The organism is Nocardia sp. NPDC051990 (genome assembly GCF_040680755.1).
Taxonomy (GTDB): Bacteria; Actinomycetota; Actinomycetes; order Mycobacteriales; family Mycobacteriaceae; genus Nocardia.
Genome location: NZ_JBFAXH010000005.1, coordinates 315,356 through 332,270, shown reverse-complemented (window position 1 = coordinate 332,270; position 16,915 = coordinate 315,356). Strand labels below are relative to the sequence as shown.

Here is a 16,915-nt window from a genome sequence, read left to right as displayed (position 1 = left end):
ATGTCTGACAGTGCGGTGACTCTGATTCGCTTGCTCCTCATGAAAGCACCCCTGTCAGCCGGAGGTCGGCGGCGAGGGCATCGAGTTGTTCGGTGGTCGGCATCAATTGCGGCAGCCGTGGTTCGCCGACTTCCACACCGAGCAGACGCAGCCCGCCCTTGCTCATCGCGACACCACCCAGTCGCGACATCGCGGCGTTCAACGGCAGCAGGCTCGCATTGATCTCGCGGGCGCGCAGCACGTCACCGGCGGTATAGGCATCGAGCAGGGCGCGCAGCCGCTCGGGCACGAGATGTCCGATGACACTGATGAATCCGGTCGCGCCGACCGACAGCCACGGCAGGTTCAGCGCATCGTCACCGGAGTAGAAGGCCAGATCGGTATTCGCGATGAGATCCGCACCCGCGTTCAGATCGCCCTTGGCATCCTTGACCGCGACGATACGCGGATGTTCGGCGAGTTTGCGGATGGTGTCGCTGGCAATGGGGACCACCGAGCGCGGCGGAATGTCGTACAGGGTGACCGGAAGATCGGTGGCGTCGGCGACGGCGGTGAAATGCGCGATCAGGCCGTCCTGGGTGGGCCGGGAGTAATACGGGGTCACCACGAGCAGGCCGTGCGCGCCTGCCCGCTGGGCATTGCGGGCGAGTTCGACCGAATGCGCGGTGTCATAGGTACCCGCGCCCGCGATCACGGTGGCGCGCGCGCCGACGGCATCGACGACGGCGCGCAGCAGGTCCGCCTTCTCCGATTCGGTGGTGGTCGGCGATTCCCCGGTGGTACCGGAAATCGCCAGCAAATCGACGCCGCGGTCGACCAGCCGGGCTGCGAGCGCGACCCCGGCATCGACATTGAGCTTGCCGTCGACACCGAAGGGGGTCACCATCGCGACTCCTACAGTGCCGGACGCGCGCAGCTGTGTCGGATTCGCGGCGCTCGCCGACCCTCCGTCGTTACGCATGCTGCCGCCTCCGGGCCTGAGGCTCACACCGCGGTGTAGGCGTCGATTCACCGTTCGTCATGGTCAGAAAGGCTACCCGCTCCCGGGAACAGCCTCGACACCATCATCGCCGAACGGCCTGCCACGGCGAGTGATTCACCTCCCAGCCCCCGGCCATGATGTCAAATCCATCCTTGAATGACGCTACAAATGGCGTCACACTGATGTCATGGATTTGAACAAATACACCGCCCGGCTGCGCGAGGACCTGATCGCAGCCGCCGCACTCGGTGATGAAAAGACCCAGGCCACCGCCGCTGCCCTGGCCGCAGCGACGGAGAGTTCGGCGCGCTTGGCGCTGCTCGCGGCGCTATCGGACCTCGCCGCAGAGGTCAGCGCGGAGCTCAGCGACCGCACAGTTCACGTCTCGGTAGACGGCACCGATGCAACCGTTGACGTCCGCAAGAACCCGGCGACAGACAGCGAGCATCCGACAATCGAGGAGATGACCGGCGATATCAGCCGGGTCACCCTGCGGATGGTCGAGCAGTTGAAGGCCAAGGCCGAGGAAGCCGCTGCCGCCAGCGGAGTCTCCTTGAACTCCTGGCTCTCGAGTGCCGTCAGCGGCGCACTGCGCGACCAGATGCGTGGGTACGGCGGCCCCAAGCGCGACGTTTGAAGAGATCCGACCCAGCGCCCCGACGAGGACACCGCCAGAAGTTAGCGAGAAGTTCACAGTAGCGGCGCGAGATCACCACGTGCGCCGATCACCACCTCGTCCAACTCCAGCCAATCCGCCATCTCACGGAGGGCATCGGACAGTGCCGCAGCGGTTTCCGATGTGCGGTGGCCCGGCTCGGCGAACGCACCGGGCACCAGCAGCCTGCCCGATGCGCGCTCGGCACGCAGGTCGACACGTCCCACCAATGCTCCGTTCAGGAGAAACGGAAACACGTAATACCCGTGCACCCGTTTGGGTTCCGGCGTATAGATCTCGATCCGATAGTGGAAGTCGAAGATCCGCTCGGTGCGCGTCCGGAAGAAGATGAGCGGATCGAAGGGGCACAGCAGGGCCGCACCCTCGATCCGGCGTGGCGTCGCGGCACCGGAGCGCAGATAGGCGGGTTTACCCCAGCCCGCCACCTCGGCCGGTTCCAGCTCCCCGGCATCGACCAGCTCCGCGATGGCAGGTTCGGTTTGGGAGCGGTGCAGACGGTAGTAGTCGCGCAGGTCGGTCTCGGTCGCGATGCCGAGCGCGGTGCCCGCGCGCAGCACCAATTCCCGCACGGCTTCGGCCTCGGATACGTTGCGCGCCAAGATCTCCGGCGGAAGCACGCGCTCGGCCAGGTCGTAGTGACGAGTGAACCCGACCCGCTTGTCGACCGAGAGCGCACCGGCGGCGAAGAGCGCCTCGCAGACCATTTTGGTATCGCTGAGATTCCACCACGAGCCTTTAGGGCGCGGCTTGTCCAGTTCGAGGTGGCGTTCGACCTCACCGGCGGTGGTGGCGCCAACCTCGGTGATGACGTCGAGAATGTCCTTGCCGAGGGTGGGATTGCGTTCGGTCACCCGGCGCATGGCGTTCCACCGTCCGTGTTCGTATTTCCGCATCCGCCAGCGCATGAGCGGCCAATCCTCGACCGGAATCAGCGCGGCCTCGTGCGCCCAGTACTCGACCAGCCGCCGCGGACGGCGCACACCATTGCTCCAGACTGCCTCGTCCAGCAGCGCCCGATCGTAACCGCCGATCCGGCTGAAGACCGGCGCGTAGTGCGCCCGCACCACCGCCGATACCGAATCCAGTTGCAGCAGTTGGGTTCTGCCGAGCACATCGAGGACTGTCCGCCGGGTGGGCGTGGCCGGTTTACGCCGCCCGAAGCCCTGCGCGGCCAGCGCCGTCCGACGCGCCGCTGCCGCACTCATCGTCTGCATGATCACGACAATGCCATGGAGGTACGACAGTTTCGGAGACAGACGCAATAGCCTGCACGAGCGGGCATGAGGGCTACTCTGCATCCGACCCGGCGGCCGAAAACCAAGTCCGCTGGGAATGCACCTCCTGCGGCGGTAGACGAAACATGCGACACAGCAATACGTCGCCCGGAGTGGCAGAGAGACGCCGAACGGACATGGAGCCGACCAGAAGATCTGGGCAATACCGGGCAGGTGGCTGTGCGGCATCTACCCCGCAGTCGATCAGGTGCATGGCGGGGATCGTCGGCTGACAACGGCTGACCGCGGGCGCGTATCTGCCGACTCGCCCGCATCGGTACGACCGATTACGTCGAGACCGAGACCTCACCCGCAGTGTCGATCTCGGTCCGCCGATCCCGATCGGGTGCGTTCGCGAGAACTGTCGCCAGCACCCGTCGGCCCATCGGCAATACCCGCACCGTCACCGAACCGGCATTGGCCGCATCCAATTCCCGGGTCGCCGATTCGATCACCTGCTGGCGCACCCATTTCGGCACCCCAGCGAATCCGCCGTCGTCGAGCAGCACTACCTCGACCCCACGCGAACGCGCGCCGCGGGCGGCGCTGCTCAACTCGTCGGTCACCAATTGCGGTGCGCGCAGGCCGTCCCGGAGTTCGGCCTCCAGCAGCCGGCACTCTTCGCGTTCGGCCGCGGTGAGTTCGGCGCCTTCGGCAATGCGTTCCAGAATCGGCCGGGCCACCTTGTCGAGCCGGGCCAGCTGTCGATCCCGCTCGCCGTTCTGCGCGGCCATGGTCGCCTCGGCGGCGGCGCGCATGGTCGCCTCCTCGCGCAGCAGCCGCAACGAGCGCTGCATGGGCCGCATGACCGCCGCACCGATCGAGACTCCGGCCACCGTGGCGATCGGCACGATGGATCCGACCACCACCCGCAGTCCGTTCGTCGCGCTGACCACCGCGATCACCGCCGCGATGCCCGCGACACCGCACCACGCCGCACCCAGACGACCGCGCACCACCAGTACCGCGAGTACATAGGACGAGGCGAATGCGGTCCACACCTGCTTGGACATGCCGTGGTCGATATCCACGGCGGTCAAGGCCGCCGCGATCGGGCCGGCCGCGGCCACTGCGATAGCGGCGGGCAATGGCAGCGGATCGACCGGAATCACCAGGACCAGCACGCCGGCACCGGCCACCAGCGCCAGCGCGATCACGGCCAGGATCACCGGCGATTCGGCGAAATTGCGCACCATGTACAGCAGGATTGTGGCCTCGAAGATGACCAGGAAAAGCCAGGCCGATCGGTCCCGCAGGCCGAGCAGATCGCGCAGGCCGAATTCGTTATCGTTAGCAACCATCGCCGCCCCAGACCAGGGTCACCGTGGTCCCCTCCCCCGGTTGGGATTCCACGAAACCGGCGCCACCGGCCAACTGACGCATCCGGCCGAGGATGCTCACCGAAACGCCGAGCCGGTCGGCGGGCACCCGGTCCAGATCGAATCCCGCGCCGTCATCACGGAATACGACGCGGATACCGCCCGCACTGATGGTCACAGTGACGGTGCGCTGCACGGTACGACCCGCAACGGTGGCGTGGCGCAGACTGTTTCGCGCCGCCTCGGCCAGCGCGGCGGCGATGGTGCCCGCCGCCTGCACCGGCAGGCGCAGGTCATCGAGTCCGGCCCAGCGGCGCGCGGTGAACCGGATGCCCGGATTCACCTCGTACACCGCCGAGCGCAGGAAGCCGATCGCCGATTGCGCGTCCAGCAGGTCGGGTTCGGTATTGGTGCCGCGACATTCGTCTAGTTGTTCCAGTGTGCGTTCGGCCTGACTACGCAGCACCGGCGATTCGGCACCCGCCCGCGAGGCGTCGAGCAGGGTCGACAGCACCGCGTCATGGATCAATGCGGCGAAGCGGGCGCGCTCGCGATCCCGTGCCGCGGCACCGGCAACGGAGGCCGCGCGGCGGCTCGCGATCACCGATTCCCGGTCCACCCGCGCGGCCGCCGCGAGCGCGAAGATGCAGCACCACAGGAACAGTGCGCACAGCCCGGCGGCCCGGGCGAAGTCGCCGATCAGGGACAGGACCGTCGCATCGGGCACCACATACCGGTTCGCCAGGGCCGCGGTTGCCGCGGCGACCAGGAGATAGGCGGTGGCGAGCGCCGGACGCCAGGCCAATACCGCCGCCAACACACCGAGCGCGAGCACCCGATACATCCACACCGAGGTGATGTCGATCAACGGCACGGCGTAGATGAACGGAACCGTCGCAAGCGCCGCGAGATAACTCACCGCGGCCACACCGGCCACCACGCGAATCGCCCTGCGGCCCATGGTGAACGAGACAACCGCGAGCACCGGGAACCAGCCGAGCGCCACGCCGACCACCAGGCTCGCCCACGGGGCGGAGACGAATTCGGACTGGTCGGCAATGTCGGGCAGTTCGACGATCGCGACGATCATACCGGCGATACCGACGGCCAGACCCATGCGGCGCAGAATGCGATCCGAGGCCGCCTCGACAATCTTCTCCCTGGACACCGTGGTCCGCCCACGACGCCACCGACTCGCCCGGAACGGGTCGAGCGCGGCGGAGCCCGCGGTGGTTGTAGAGGTGTCCAGCGCGCTGGACGCGATCATACCAGCGCCTCGCTGGCGCTCGGATCCTGCAGGGAAGACCCCCACAGGATCCGAGCCGCGGGGCTTCGCCCCTTGGACCTCCCGTCGGGCTCCGATGTGCCCGCGAATGCGGCTGCGTTCATGGTCGCGGATGCCGCTCGGGAACCGGTAGCCATCCGTCCTCTACCGCCCGCTTGTAGAGGTCGGTTTTAGTGGGGGCCGGACGACCCGCATCGGCGTACTTCTGCCGGATGCGCCCGAGATAGTCGTTGACGGTCTGTTCGGACAGACCGGTCAGCCGCGCGACGCGGGAGGCCTTCTCACCGGAGGCGTAAAGGGTGAGCACCTCTTCCTGGCGCGGGCTCAGACCCACATTGGACAGTTGCGGATCGCCATCGATGGCGGCTGCCCAGTCGGTGGTCACCACCTGCTCACCGGAGGCGGCGCGGCGCACCGCCGCGACCACCGTCGGCACATCCTCGGATTTGCGCACGACCCCGAGCACACCGGCCTTGGCCGCGGCGCGCACCAGGAATGCGTTATCCGCGCCGGTGAATACGAGCACCTCGACGCCGCGGTTGCGCAGCGCGCGCACATTATCTTCGGGCGAGGATCCGTCGGCCAGTCGCAGATCGAGAACGACCAAATCCAGCGGGGCGCTATTCGCCGCCGCCCCGAGCAGTTCCGGTACGGTCCCCGCCGTCAGCACCAGATCGAGATCGGATTCCGGCGCCAGCATCGCAGCAAGCCCGATCGCCACCGATTCGTGATCTTCGACCAGCCCGATCCGGCGCGGTGCTGTTTCGCCCCCTTCGGCCCACATCGCCTCGACACTCCGTTCCCGAGCAAACTCGTCCACTTCCCTGCCGCTACAAGGTCACCTCGTAGTATGCCCGGATTCGCCGGACACCAGTCAGCCACCAAAATTCGGGGGACGTGCGTTACCCCATGAGCTGCGCGGCGACGGTCGCACCGAGTTCCCAGCACTGCTGGATCTCTTCTCTACCCGGCGCTCCCATCACGATGACCGGCGCGGCGACCTGCTCCCAGCCGAGCCCGGTGGTCACACTGCGCACGCCGCGCTCGGCTCCCTCGGTGCCCTCATTGCCATGTAGATAGAAGCCGAACGGCCGACCGCGCGTCGAGTCGAGGCACGGGTAGTAGAACGTGTCGAACGCATGCTTGAGCGCGCCGGACATATAGCCGAGATTCGCGGGGCTACCGAGCAGATAACCGTCGGCGGCCAGCACATCGCTCGCGGTGACCGCGAGGGCGGCCCTGCGCTCGACCTCCACCCCTTCGATCTCCGGATCCGTCGCCCCGGAGACAACCGCCTCGAACATCGCCTGCATATGCGGTGACGGAGTGTGATGAATGATCAGCAGCCGAGGCACATGCAGCAGCGTACTGCCGCCTTCGAACTCGAAGTGAGATCTAAGGGTGCCCGGCTCTTGACTGGCGACAAAATAGGAGGAAAATAGATATTCACACCAGAAGACCGGAAAGTGCCGAAAGGTCGGAGGAGACGTCCAAAGACATAGGAGACACTTTCAAGGATCTGGCCAGGCCCCCGGCAAGCCAGTCGAATATCGGAGCTGTCAGCGACGACTGAAACTCATGATTTCGATGGAGACTACCGGGGACTGATCTGTTTTGGGGGTCTTTTCAGGTCAGGGTTCGTGGGGAGTGCGATCCAGTTTTTCCAGGGCTACTGCGCGGCGCATGGTTTCGCGCGCGCGGGTGCGGTCCCCGGCGTAGTCGTAGGCGCGGGCGAGCCGGTAGGAGACGCGCCAGTTGTCGGGGTCGGCCTCCCATTCCTGTTTGACCTGGTTGAACAGTTCGTCGGCGGCGGTGCGTTCGATGCGGCCGGAGGCGCGGCGCGGGAGGTTCGAGGTGTCGAGTTCGAGGCCCTCGTCGTGGATGCGGCGGGCCAGGTGCTGGTGGGCCAAGGCGGCGCGGACGGTGGCGACGACAATCCAGACACCGAGTAGCGGCAGGATCAGCACGCCGATGCCGATGACGACGGCGGCAAGGTCGCCGGAGCCGATGAGGCTGACCGCGATGCGGCCGAGCAGCACGAAGTAGAAGCCGAGCACGACGACCAGGGCCGCGATGAACGCGACGACCTTGCGGACGTCGCTGCCGCGCGCGTCCGAATCCGAACCCTGGTCGTCCGGCTGGACCGGTTCCCGAGTCACAGATCCAGGAACGGGTCGAGCCCGACGGTCAGGCCGGGGCGATGCGCGATCTCGCGGACGCCGAGCAATACGCCGGGGGCGAAGGAGGAGCGGTCGATGGAATCGTGCCGGATGGTGAGGGTTTCGCCTTGGGTACCGAAGAGCACCTCTTGATGCGCGACGAGCCCGGCCAGGCGCACCGAATGCACCCGCACGCCATCGACATCGGCGCCGCGGGCACCATCGAGTTCCTGGGTAGTGGCATCCGGGCTGCGGCCGACTCCGGCCTTGTCCCGCGCGGCGGCGATCAGGCCCGCGGTGCGATACGCGGTGCCCGAGGGCGCGTCGACCTTATTCGGGTGATGCAGTTCGATGACCTCGACCGAATCGAAGAACCGCGCCGCCTGCTCGGCGAACCGCATGGACAGCACCGCGCCGATGGCAAAGTTCGGGGCGATGAGCACACCGGTCTCCGGTCGCCCCGCCAACCAGCCGCGCACCTCGTCCAGGCGGGCTTCATCGAATCCGGTGGTCCCGACAACCGCGTGTATTCCGCGCTCCACCAGGAACTTCAGATTCCCCATCACCACATCGGGATTGGTGAAGTCGACGACCACCTGAGTGCCCGACTCGGTGAACGACTCCAGCGAATCGTCTTTGTCGACGGTCGCGACCAACTCCAGATCGTCGGCCGCCTGCACCGCCGCACAAATCGCCTGACCGACTTTCCCCCGCGCACCGATCACTCCGACCCGAATGGTCACCGCACCTCCTAATTCCACCGCTGACCCCGCCAGCCTATCGACACTGCTCCCTTCCCGGTCCGCTGACCTCCGGTGATCGGCAACACTACGGCGACATGCAACTCAGGCGCCGGCCATATTCTCGGCCATCTTTTCCAGCAGGCGAACGGTCTCGACGTACTGGTCATTGCGGTCGAGTTCCTCGAGCCAGTAGCCGATCGGACGTTGCGATGCCAGCATTCCTTCAAATTACAACTATATGTAATATGACATGAAAATGAGGCCCGATGGAAGAGCATGATGCGGTTACCGCCGTCCGTCGAGGCAGCGATGGTGCGGATTCGGAGCGGCGGCAGACCCGCGGGACGCTCGGCCAGGATTCGCCGGCGCCGATCGCGTGTTCCACGTGCTGGACGCGGTGGCCGGCGCGAATGCCGACACCGTCGGCACCCTGGCCGCGGCATTGGGTGTCGATCAGCCACGCGCGAGCCGCCTTGTCGCCCAGGCGGTTTCATCCGGCCACCTGGAGCGGGTGGCGGATCAGCAGGACGGCAGGCGAGCCGTGCTGCAACTGACTCCCGCCGGAAGCGCCGCCGTGACAGCAGCACGCGACGGCCGCCGCGCCGCCATGGCGGACTGGACCGACCGCGAGCGCATCGAATTCGTCCGTCTCCTCGGACGATTCGTCGACGCCTCGACGAACACCCCCGGACTGGGCCACGCGCAACGCACCGTGGCGTTACTTGAACACAATGACCTGCCGCAGCGCATGCCCGGCGGCGAGGTCGTCCATGGCGTGGTTGATTTCGTCCAGCCCGACGTGCGAGGACACCAGCTTTTCGACCGGCAACCGACCTTCGCGCCACATGCGGACGTACTCCGGGATATCCCGGGAGGGCACCGCCGAGCCGAGGTAGCTACCGATGATGGTGCGCCCCTGAGCTACCAGCCCCAAGGGCGAAATGCTCGCACGTGCGTCGGGGGCGGGCAGTCCGACGGTGACTGTCGTACCACCGGGTCCCGTTGCGGCGACGGCGGTTTCGAAGGCACGAACATTTCCCGCGGCCTCGACCACGACATCGGCCGAGATGCCCTGTTGCGCGAGTTCGGCCGGTGTGTACGCGGCGCTCGCGCCGAGTTCCTTTGCTAGAGCGAGCTTTTCCGGCACGGTATCGACCGCGATCACCTCGTGCTTACCGAGCGCCAGCGCGACGAGCACCGCCGCCATACCGACACCGCCCAGCCCTACCACCATGATCCGGTCGGCCACACCGGGTTTCGCGGAGTTGAGCAGCGCACCACCACCGGTTAGCACCGCACAGCCCAGTACCGCGGCAACCTCCGGCGGCACATCGGCATCGACCGGAACCACCGATCGGCGATCGACGACGGCGTGCGTCGCGAAGGCAGACACGCCGAGGTGATGGTGCACCTCCACGCCCTCCCGGTGCAGCCGCCGCCCGCCGTTCAATAGCTCACCCGCGTTATTGGCGACACTGCCCGGACCGCACGGCGTGCGGCCGTTACTGGCGCAGCCCGCGCACTCCCCGCAGCGCGGCAGGAAGGTCATCACCACGCGCTGCCCCACTGCGACGTCGCTGCCACCGGGCCCGATCGCTTCGACAATGCCCGCCGCCTCGTGTCCGAGCAGCATCGGCACCGGTCGCACCCGGTTACCGTCCACCACCGACAGGTCGGAATGACATAACCCGGCGGCCTCGATACGCACCAGCAGCTCACCCGGACCCGGCTCCCCCAGGTCCAGCTCACAGATGGTGATCGGCGCCGACTCGGCGAACGGCGTGGGCGCTGCGATCCGCTCCAGGACCGCCCCTCGAATCTTCATTCCACCGACGCTACCGTGCGGCGTCACGGACAGACCACCATGGCCCGCATCACTCGGGGGTGGCACCGTGGAGTGCGATTAGCTAATCTCGACGCCCGTGACGGTGCTCCCGTAGGCCGCCTTGTACCGAGCCCGGGGTCGGGACCGTCACGACATAAGGAGAAATCCGTGTCTGTACAGTTCAATCACACCATTGTCGGCTGCCACGACAATCGGGTGTCCGCCGAATTCTGGTCGGACATCCTGGGTTTGGAGCCAGGAAAGGAATGGGGTCCGTTCATCCCGTTGCCCACGGGTAATGGAGTCACCTTCGACTTCGCGAACGTGCCACCGCACATCACCGAAATCCAGCCCCAACATTACGCATTCCTGATCTCCGAGGCCGAGTTCGACGCGGCCTACGCCAAGATCCAGCGCTACAAACTGGAACATTGGGCCGACCCCCGCCGACAGGGCGTCAACGAGATCAATCACAACGATGGTGGTCGCGGCGTCTATTTCCTCGACCCAAGTGGGCATTTCATGGAACTGATCACCGTTCCCTACGGTGGTTGGCCGACGTAAGCGCACTCCGGCCGTCACGCCGAGGTGGCCGGGGGCCACGGATTCGGTTTGACGCCGGTCGGTTTGCGGGTGGGCACGTCATCCCAGTCGAAATGCGTGCCCACCCAGGCTTTCGGCCGATCGAAGTGGATTTCCTGGGCGGCGAAGCGCGTGCCGAGGAAGGAGATGTCGCCGAAGAAGTCGGCCTCGGTGAAGTCGACCGTGCGTCCGCCGAGCACGGTGCGGGCAAAGGTGATGGCCCCGTGGAATTCGGCCAGGGTGAAATCGGTTTCGCGGGTTCCGCGCACGCGCAGCCGGGGGGTCACGCCGATCCGCGCATCGTCGAATGCAACAGTTGTGGCGCGAAACTGGCTGCCGGTGAACATGATCCGCGCACTGGAGAATTCGGCGCGGTCGAATGCGATGTGATCGCCGTCGAAGATCGCGCATTCGAACGATGTGAATTCGGCACGGAATGCCACATCTGTGAACGACGTCTCGGGGCCGACGAATCGCGCACCGACAAAGCTGGTGAGCTGTCCCTCGAACCGGACGCCCATGAACGAGGACCGCGTACCTTCCATCAGGGCCCCTTCGAAGGTGGTCCGCACACCGCGAAATACCGCACGCTCGAACGAGATCGAACATCGGAAGATCGCGTCGACGAACGCGGTACCAAATCCGCCGAGTTCAGATCGACCGCCGCCACCGGGGCTGAACTCCGCATCGTCGAATATTGCTGCGCCGCCGCAGAACAATGCACCGCGAAATGTCACATGGGTGCCGATGAATTTCGCGCGATCGAAGCGCGTACTCGACGAGCCGACCAACTTCGCTCGGGTGAAGTAGGTGTGCTGACCGGCGAATATCGCATGCGAGAAGTCGGCATCCTCGAGCAGTGCTCCGGTGAAGTCGAAGTCGCAAGCCGACCACGACACATCGGCGCCGCGGCGTAGGTGATTCGCGATCAGCGCCACGATGGTGCGCCGCACATCCCGATCGTTCTGCCGGTACTGGTATTTGCGTTCCATCGTGGTTCCGGCCTGCACCGTCGACTCCGTCAGCGACACAAGGTGGTTCGCGCCATCGTCGGGGCTGTACGGCATACGCAAATAGCCGCACAACACATCGATGCATTGCTGCCTGCGACTCGGCGTTGAGAACTCATCCGCCACCCCCGCCATCGCATACACCCCGGCCATTCGAACAGCCGGGTCCACATCTCCCAACTGCCGCGCCGCCGCTCCGAACAACTCCGCGAACCGCCCGCGCTCCAGATCTCGCTGCCGCCGATACGCCACCACCAGCGCGACCGCCGCGCCAACCCCGGCGGCAACCGACAGCGCAATCTTGGTGAGGTCCAACTGATTCGGTGTCTCGGCCTTCACCCCCAGCAGCCACCACAACAACCACCAGGTCAGCCCGGCAATCGCCAAGCCACCGACCACCGCACCCAACACCGCGAGCAACAGTGCCGCGCGGTGTAGTCGGTTGCCCAACCGCCCCCATCGCATCACCGCATGGTAGTCGGGTTGTCGCTCGACGACTACCGGACCAGCGGCTACCTCGCCCCTTGCGTTTTCGCTTCCCCCTGATTACGCAACCCCACCCCTGCCGCCACTAGGCAGGCGATTGCGACCACACCGACGAACCAGGGGAATACCTCGCTCAGCCCCCATTCGGTGGCCGCCCACCCGGCGAGAATGGTCGGCAGCGCCATGGCCGAGTAGGCGAGCAGGTAGTACGCCGACATGGTCTCGCCCCGCTTGTGTTGCGGCACAACCTCGGACAGATGCCGCAAGGAACCACCGAATCCGAGCCCGAAGGTCGCACCGAGCAACACTCCGGCCAGCAGCACCATAACCCAGTTGCCGGTGTGCAGGGCGGGCACCGTGAGCACCAATGCCACCGCCATACCGGTATCACCGCCGATTGCCGCGCGCCGCGCTGGAATTCCGGTCGCGAACAGTTGCACCATGGCACCGGCCACCGCGGTCGACGCGACCACCGCGCCGCCGAAGACCAGATTGTGGATGCCGGTCTCCGCCGAGGCAAGCGACGGATACAGCGACAGCAGTACGCCGAGCACCGACCAGGCCGCCATCACACCCAGCGCCGAGAACCAGAAGTCACCGCGAATCTCCTGCGGCACCGCTGGTTTCGCGATCGTGATGCGTCCGGCGATCCGGGCGGTATGCGGTTCCCGCAAGGCGATGACACCGATGCCGATGAGCAGGCACACCACCGTGACGACGACATAGGGCATGCGCAGCGGATGCGGCGCGTACTGCGCCAGCAATGCCGATCCCAGAATCGCCACGGCCATACCCACATTGAAGGCAACGCCGCTGAGCTGACCGGACCGCGCACCGCGCTTCGGCCGTAGATCCAGCAGCGCCGCGGCCCCGGCGACCACTGTCGAACCGACCGCAAACCCATGTAGCGCCCGCGCCACCAGCAGCATCGCGACATTGTCCGCCAACAGGAACACCACAAGCCCGATTATCATAGTGGCGAATGCGCCGAGTAGCACTGGCTTGCGACCGACCACATCGGAGATTCGCCCGGAGACCAGCACCGCGGCCAGCGCCGCGAATGCGTAGACCGCGAAGACGAACGTCGTCGTCAGCGGCGTGAAATGCCATTCCTTCTGGTACATCCCATACAGCGGCGCGGGCACACCGGAGACGCCGAGCGCCACCCCGCTCGCCGCCAGAATCAGCGCATAGGCCCAACGCTGCGCGGTCTGCTGGTCGGCCTCCACCGTCATTGTCGCTGCCATCGGAACCCCGATCAGGTAAGTTTGATGATGATCGAACGTTGATTGACGATACAGCCGGTACGATGCTCATCAAACCACTGTGAGGTAGATCATGACCGAAACTAAGGAATCGGCCAGCGAGGCGCCGCCAGTCGCCTCGTTACCCGCCGTGCTCGGCGCACTCCAGGATCCGGTGCGGCTGGAGATGGTGCGACGACTGAGCAATGCGGGCACCGCCGTGCGCTGCGGTGCGCTCTATGAGGTGATCAACAAGTCGACCGCTACTCATCACTTCAAGATTCTGCGCGAAGCCGGTGTTATCGAGCGACTGATTATCGATGGCCAGACCTGCCAGCGCCTGCGCTCCGAGGACCTCGACAATGCCCTACCCGGACTGCTGCCACCGATCGTCGCTGCCGCGAACCGCGCCCGCAACGACTGATCTAACCCGCAGGTGGCGGCGGCAGCGACGGGGTGAAGTGGAAGGTCGGAATGGGCGGCGGTGATTTCGGGGCGGTCGGCACCGGAGCCCGCTCATCGCTGTGGAAGGTCTGCGTCGCGGTCTGCTGCCAACCCCACCAGATGGCGAGTGCCAGCAATGCCGCGACGAACAGCACGCCCCCGGCGTACGCATCGAACATCCGCCACCGGTACTCCAGCGCCTGCACCAGCAGAATCTCGAGCAGCAATGTCACGACCACCATGCCGACGATCGCGACGAACACTCCGAACGCCGCGGGCTGACGAGCCCAATGCCGCAGCGCGGCAAGCATTCCCACGAGTAGCAGCCCACCACCGATCACGATGATCACGCTCAGCAGTGCGAACTCCTCCCCCGCACGCCGATCCGACTCGCCGTCCCGCCGCCCGACCCACGCCGCGAACAGCAGCAGATGCGCCAGCGCGGCACCCATCATGCCGACCAGCACCACGATGTACCCGCCGCGGACGCCCTCGGCCGACCATTCCGATCGCACAACCGCCGCACCGATTTCGACGACAAAACTCGAGACCAGCCCGATCACCAACGCCAGCAAGGCTTCCGGACGCCGCAGCAGTCGCTTGCGCAGATACCCCTGCGGCAAATGGCGACTCAGCTTCCGGAATACACCGAACCACGCACCGAGCACACCTACGAACAGCGCCGGTGTCAGCACCCGCAAGCCACCCGCGGGAATCCACATCGACAGCGCCACCACGGCCGCCGCGAAGAACCACCCCCAAGCGGCCAGCCCGATCAGCGCACGCCACATGATTTCGGCGAGCAGCCGCTGCGCGCCGACATTGCCCGGATTCGAGCCCAGCAGTCCACGCAGCGTCGCGATGGCCATATCTCTGGTCGCGACGTTCTCGAAGTCCAGCCGCGCCCGGGTCTGCAGCAGTTCGGTATGTACCGGATCCTCGGCGAGACCGGCCTCGACATGACGCCGGGCGGCATCCGAATCATGCAGTCGGCGATAGGTTTCCGCCGCGTGGGCATGCGTACTCGGATGCGTGGGGGCGAGTTGGGTCGCCCGTTCCAGAGCGTCGCGGGCTTCGGCGCGCGGTTTGTCGGATGTCGCCGCATTGGCGATGACCCGAGCCAGCACCAGTAGCGCGCCGACATGGTCCGGCGCCAAGCGAGTCGCCATGCGGGCGTGCCGTTGCGCTTCGGCACGCATGGTGTACGCGTCGTAGGCCAGGGCCGCGGTCAGATACGCGTCGATGCGCGCCGGATCGGCCGCGATCGCCGCGCTCGCGTAACGCAGCGCCGCATCGGTCTGATCGAGTCGATAGGCGATATCCGCCATGCGTTCCAGCAGCACCGGGTCATCGGGTTGGGCAATCAAGGCCTCGCCGATGATCCGACGCGCCTCGTCGAGCCGACCGAGTTCGGCCGCCACCTCGGCACGACCGAGCGCCGAGTTCGTCATATCCACCCCCGATCGGATCGGTGGCCGGCGTGAATCGTACCGGCCACCTTGGTGATCTACCTCAGTCCTCGACCAATCGCCGCACCGTGGCCGGCAAGTCCCGCGTGCGCCGATACGGTCCGGCCACCGAGGCCGCGAACGGCCGCGCCAGCAGAGTGCGGGCGATCGCCGAAACCTCGTCGGTGGTCACCGCATCGATGCGGGTCAGCGTCTCCGAGACACTGCGGTGGTTGCCATAACTCAGCTCGCTGCGACCGATCCGGTTCATCCGCGATGCCGAATCCTCCAGGCCGAGCACCAGTCCACCACGCAACGACCCCTTCGCGCGCGCGCATTCCGCGTCGGTAATGCCATTGGCCGCGATCTCTTCGAGCACCCCGCGCGCCAGTGACGCCACCTTGCCGAGGTTTTCCGGCTGGCAGCCGATGTACACCGAGAACGCTCCGGTGTCGGCGAAGGTGTCGACGCTGGAGTACACCGAGTACGCGAGTCCGCGTTCCTCCCGAATGCGTTGGAACAGCCGCGAACTCAGGCCGCCGCCGACCACGGTATTGAGCACCGACAGCGGCCAGCGCCGCTCACCCTCGTGCCGTCCGAAGGCCCGCACACCGAAGGCCAGATGTGCCTGCTCGCTGTCGCGATGGCTCCAGTGCAGTTCCGGTGTGCAGTGCGGCCGGAAGCGGCCCTCGCGACGGCGGGCCGGCTCGGCGGTCGGGTCGAGCCGGGATGCGAACGCGCGGTGCACCAATTCCACGGTGTGGTCGTGCTCCACATTGCCCGCGACCGCGACGACCATCCGGTCCGGCCGATACCGGCGCAGATGGAAGCCGCGCAGCTGCGCGGCATTCATCGCCTCGATGGTTTCGATGGAGCCGATCACCGGACGCCCGATCGGATGATCGCCGAAGAGCGCGGACAGGAATGCGTCTCCGACCAGATCCTCCGGATCGTCGTCGCGCATGGCGATCTCCTCTAGCACCACCTGCCGCTCGACATCGACATCCTCGGCCCGGCACAGACCGTTGAGTACGACATCGGAGACCATATCCACGGCCAGCGGAAGATCCTCGTCGAGGACGTGGGCGTAGTAACAGGTCTGCTCCTTCGCGGTGAACGCGTTGAGCTCGCCACCGACCGCGTCCATCGCCTGCGCGATATCCAATGCCGAACGCGTCGGGGTCGCCTTGAACAGCAGGTGTTCCAGGAAATGGGCGGCACCCGCGACAGTCGGTCCCTCGTCGCGCGAGCCGACCCCAACCCAGACCCCGATCGATGCCGAACGCACGCCGGGCACATGTTCGGTAACCACGCGCAGCCCGCCGGGTAATACGGTGCGCCGTACCCCCGAGTCGGTGCCCCGCACCTGGTCTATCCGCAGCTCCAGAGACGAACCCCCCTGCTCGCCGCGGAGCAGAGGGGTTGCCGTCTTCTTCTT

At 66.3% G+C, this 16,915-nt stretch carries 16 protein-coding genes and 1 pseudogene; 4 read left to right on the top strand and 13 right to left on the bottom strand.

Translation table 11 applies throughout. The features are described from left to right. Positions 1 to 37: 37 nt before the first annotated feature. Positions 38 to 961, bottom strand: a complete 924-nt coding sequence (gene dapA / locus AB0L63_RS13295; RefSeq protein WP_364499051.1) for a 4-hydroxy-tetrahydrodipicolinate synthase — start codon at positions 959 to 961, stop codon at positions 38 to 40. Between the two features lie 208 nt (positions 962 to 1,169). Here dapA and AB0L63_RS13290 point away from each other — a divergent pair, with 208 nt between their 5' ends. Beyond that, complete coding sequence (locus AB0L63_RS13290) at positions 1,170 to 1,619, top strand: toxin-antitoxin system HicB family antitoxin (RefSeq protein ID WP_364499048.1); 450 nt, start codon at positions 1,170 to 1,172, stop codon at positions 1,617 to 1,619. 53 nt (positions 1,620 to 1,672) lie between these two features. Here AB0L63_RS13290 and AB0L63_RS13285 read toward each other — a convergent pair whose 3' ends face one another. The 7 genes from AB0L63_RS13285 to dapB form a co-directional block, all read right to left on the bottom strand. Beyond that, a complete protein-coding gene (locus AB0L63_RS13285) occupies positions 1,673 to 2,872 on the bottom strand; it encodes a crosslink repair DNA glycosylase YcaQ family protein (RefSeq protein WP_364499220.1) in 1,200 nt (399 codons plus the stop codon). A gap of 347 nt (positions 2,873 to 3,219) precedes the next feature. Continuing rightward, entirely contained in the window at positions 3,220 to 4,233 is a 1,014-nt protein-coding gene (locus AB0L63_RS13280) for a hypothetical protein (RefSeq protein ID WP_364499045.1), read from the bottom strand. Next, on the bottom strand, positions 4,223 to 5,518 hold the full coding sequence (locus tag AB0L63_RS13275; RefSeq protein WP_364499042.1) for an ATP-binding protein: 1,296 nt from the start codon (positions 5,516 to 5,518) through the stop codon (positions 4,223 to 4,225). The genes AB0L63_RS13280 and AB0L63_RS13275 overlap by 11 nt, the downstream gene beginning before the upstream one ends. A gap of 118 nt (positions 5,519 to 5,636) precedes the next feature. Next, positions 5,637 to 6,320 carry a response regulator transcription factor gene (locus AB0L63_RS13270; RefSeq protein WP_364499217.1) on the bottom strand — a complete coding sequence of 228 codons (684 nt, stop codon included), beginning with the start codon at positions 6,318 to 6,320 and terminating at the stop codon, positions 5,637 to 5,639. A 118-nt stretch (positions 6,321 to 6,438) separates the two neighbouring features. After that, complete coding sequence (locus tag AB0L63_RS13265) at positions 6,439 to 6,891, bottom strand: NAD(P)H-dependent oxidoreductase (RefSeq protein ID WP_364499039.1); 453 nt, start codon at positions 6,889 to 6,891, stop codon at positions 6,439 to 6,441. A 276-nt stretch (positions 6,892 to 7,167) separates the two neighbouring features. Continuing rightward, a complete protein-coding gene (locus AB0L63_RS13260) occupies positions 7,168 to 7,611 on the bottom strand; it encodes a hypothetical protein (RefSeq protein WP_364499214.1) in 444 nt (147 codons plus the stop codon). Between the two features lie 80 nt (positions 7,612 to 7,691). Beyond that, a complete protein-coding gene (gene dapB, locus AB0L63_RS13255) occupies positions 7,692 to 8,438 on the bottom strand; it encodes a 4-hydroxy-tetrahydrodipicolinate reductase (protein ID WP_364499036.1) in 747 nt (248 codons plus the stop codon). A gap of 376 nt (positions 8,439 to 8,814) precedes the next feature. Between dapB and AB0L63_RS13250 the strand changes: the two are divergent. Then, positions 8,815 to 8,916, top strand: a pseudogene (locus tag AB0L63_RS13250) (helix-turn-helix domain-containing protein); the annotation flags it as partial. 240 nt (positions 8,917 to 9,156) lie between these two features. Here the strand turns inward: AB0L63_RS13250 and AB0L63_RS13245 are convergent. Beyond that, positions 9,157 to 10,263, bottom strand: coding sequence for a zinc-binding dehydrogenase (locus tag AB0L63_RS13245; RefSeq protein ID WP_364499033.1), 1,107 nt, complete (start codon positions 10,261 to 10,263; stop codon positions 9,157 to 9,159). Positions 10,264 to 10,431: 168 nt separating this feature from the next. Here AB0L63_RS13245 and AB0L63_RS13240 point away from each other — a divergent pair, with 168 nt between their 5' ends. Continuing rightward, entirely contained in the window at positions 10,432 to 10,827 is a 396-nt protein-coding gene (locus AB0L63_RS13240) for a VOC family protein (protein WP_364499030.1), read from the top strand. Between the two features lie 14 nt (positions 10,828 to 10,841). On the opposite strand, the gene AB0L63_RS13235 is transcribed toward AB0L63_RS13240, so the two are convergent. Both AB0L63_RS13235 and AB0L63_RS13230 read right to left on the bottom strand, forming a co-directional pair. Further along, positions 10,842 to 12,320 (bottom strand): pentapeptide repeat-containing protein, encoded by a 1,479-nt coding sequence (locus tag AB0L63_RS13235; protein ID WP_364499028.1) that lies wholly within the window; start codon positions 12,318 to 12,320, stop codon positions 10,842 to 10,844. A gap of 47 nt (positions 12,321 to 12,367) precedes the next feature. After that, positions 12,368 to 13,588: an MFS transporter gene (locus AB0L63_RS13230; protein ID WP_364499025.1), complete on the bottom strand. Its 1,221-nt coding sequence runs from the start codon at positions 13,586 to 13,588 to the stop codon at positions 12,368 to 12,370. Positions 13,589 to 13,679: 91 nt separating this feature from the next. Here AB0L63_RS13230 and AB0L63_RS13225 point away from each other — a divergent pair, with 91 nt between their 5' ends. Further along, positions 13,680 to 14,009, top strand: coding sequence for a helix-turn-helix domain-containing protein (locus AB0L63_RS13225; RefSeq protein ID WP_364499023.1), 330 nt, complete (start codon positions 13,680 to 13,682; stop codon positions 14,007 to 14,009). Position 14,010: 1 nt separating this feature from the next. Here AB0L63_RS13225 and AB0L63_RS13220 read toward each other — a convergent pair whose 3' ends face one another. Together AB0L63_RS13220 and AB0L63_RS13215 are read right to left on the bottom strand one after the other, a co-directional pair. Continuing rightward, the gene (locus AB0L63_RS13220; RefSeq protein ID WP_364499020.1) at positions 14,011 to 15,480 is read right to left on the bottom strand and encodes a hypothetical protein; all 1,470 of its coding nucleotides are present in this window, start codon (positions 15,478 to 15,480) and stop codon (positions 14,011 to 14,013) included. A gap of 61 nt (positions 15,481 to 15,541) precedes the next feature. Beyond that, positions 15,542 to 16,864: a pitrilysin family protein gene (locus tag AB0L63_RS13215; RefSeq protein WP_364499211.1), complete on the bottom strand. Its 1,323-nt coding sequence runs from the start codon at positions 16,862 to 16,864 to the stop codon at positions 15,542 to 15,544. Positions 16,865 to 16,915: the final 51 nt, after the last annotated feature.

What these genes read in the sequence shown, in the direction of transcription:
- dapA (WP_364499051.1), bottom strand. Translation starts at nt 961, where the DNA reads ATGCGTAACGACGGAGGGTCGGCGAGCGCCGCGAATCCGACACAGCTG.
- AB0L63_RS13290 (WP_364499048.1), top strand. Translation starts at nt 1,170, where the DNA reads ATGGATTTGAACAAATACACCGCCCGGCTGCGCGAGGACCTGATCGCA.
- AB0L63_RS13285 (WP_364499220.1), bottom strand. Translation starts at nt 2,872, where the DNA reads ATGCAGACGATGAGTGCGGCAGCGGCGCGTCGGACGGCGCTGGCCGCG.
- AB0L63_RS13280 (WP_364499045.1), bottom strand. Translation starts at nt 4,233, where the DNA reads ATGGTTGCTAACGATAACGAATTCGGCCTGCGCGATCTGCTCGGCCTG.
- AB0L63_RS13275 (WP_364499042.1), bottom strand. Translation starts at nt 5,518, where the DNA reads ATGATCGCGTCCAGCGCGCTGGACACCTCTACAACCACCGCGGGCTCC.
- AB0L63_RS13270 (WP_364499217.1), bottom strand. Translation starts at nt 6,320, where the DNA reads ATGTGGGCCGAAGGGGGCGAAACAGCACCGCGCCGGATCGGGCTGGTC.
- AB0L63_RS13245 (WP_364499033.1), bottom strand. Translation starts at nt 10,263, where the DNA reads ATGAAGATTCGAGGGGCGGTCCTGGAGCGGATCGCAGCGCCCACGCCG.
- AB0L63_RS13235 (WP_364499028.1), bottom strand. Translation starts at nt 12,320, where the DNA reads ATGCGATGGGGGCGGTTGGGCAACCGACTACACCGCGCGGCACTGTTG.
- AB0L63_RS13230 (WP_364499025.1), bottom strand. Translation starts at nt 13,588, where the DNA reads ATGGCAGCGACAATGACGGTGGAGGCCGACCAGCAGACCGCGCAGCGT.
- AB0L63_RS13225 (WP_364499023.1), top strand. Translation starts at nt 13,680, where the DNA reads ATGACCGAAACTAAGGAATCGGCCAGCGAGGCGCCGCCAGTCGCCTCG.
- AB0L63_RS13220 (WP_364499020.1), bottom strand. Translation starts at nt 15,480, where the DNA reads ATGACGAACTCGGCGCTCGGTCGTGCCGAGGTGGCGGCCGAACTCGGT.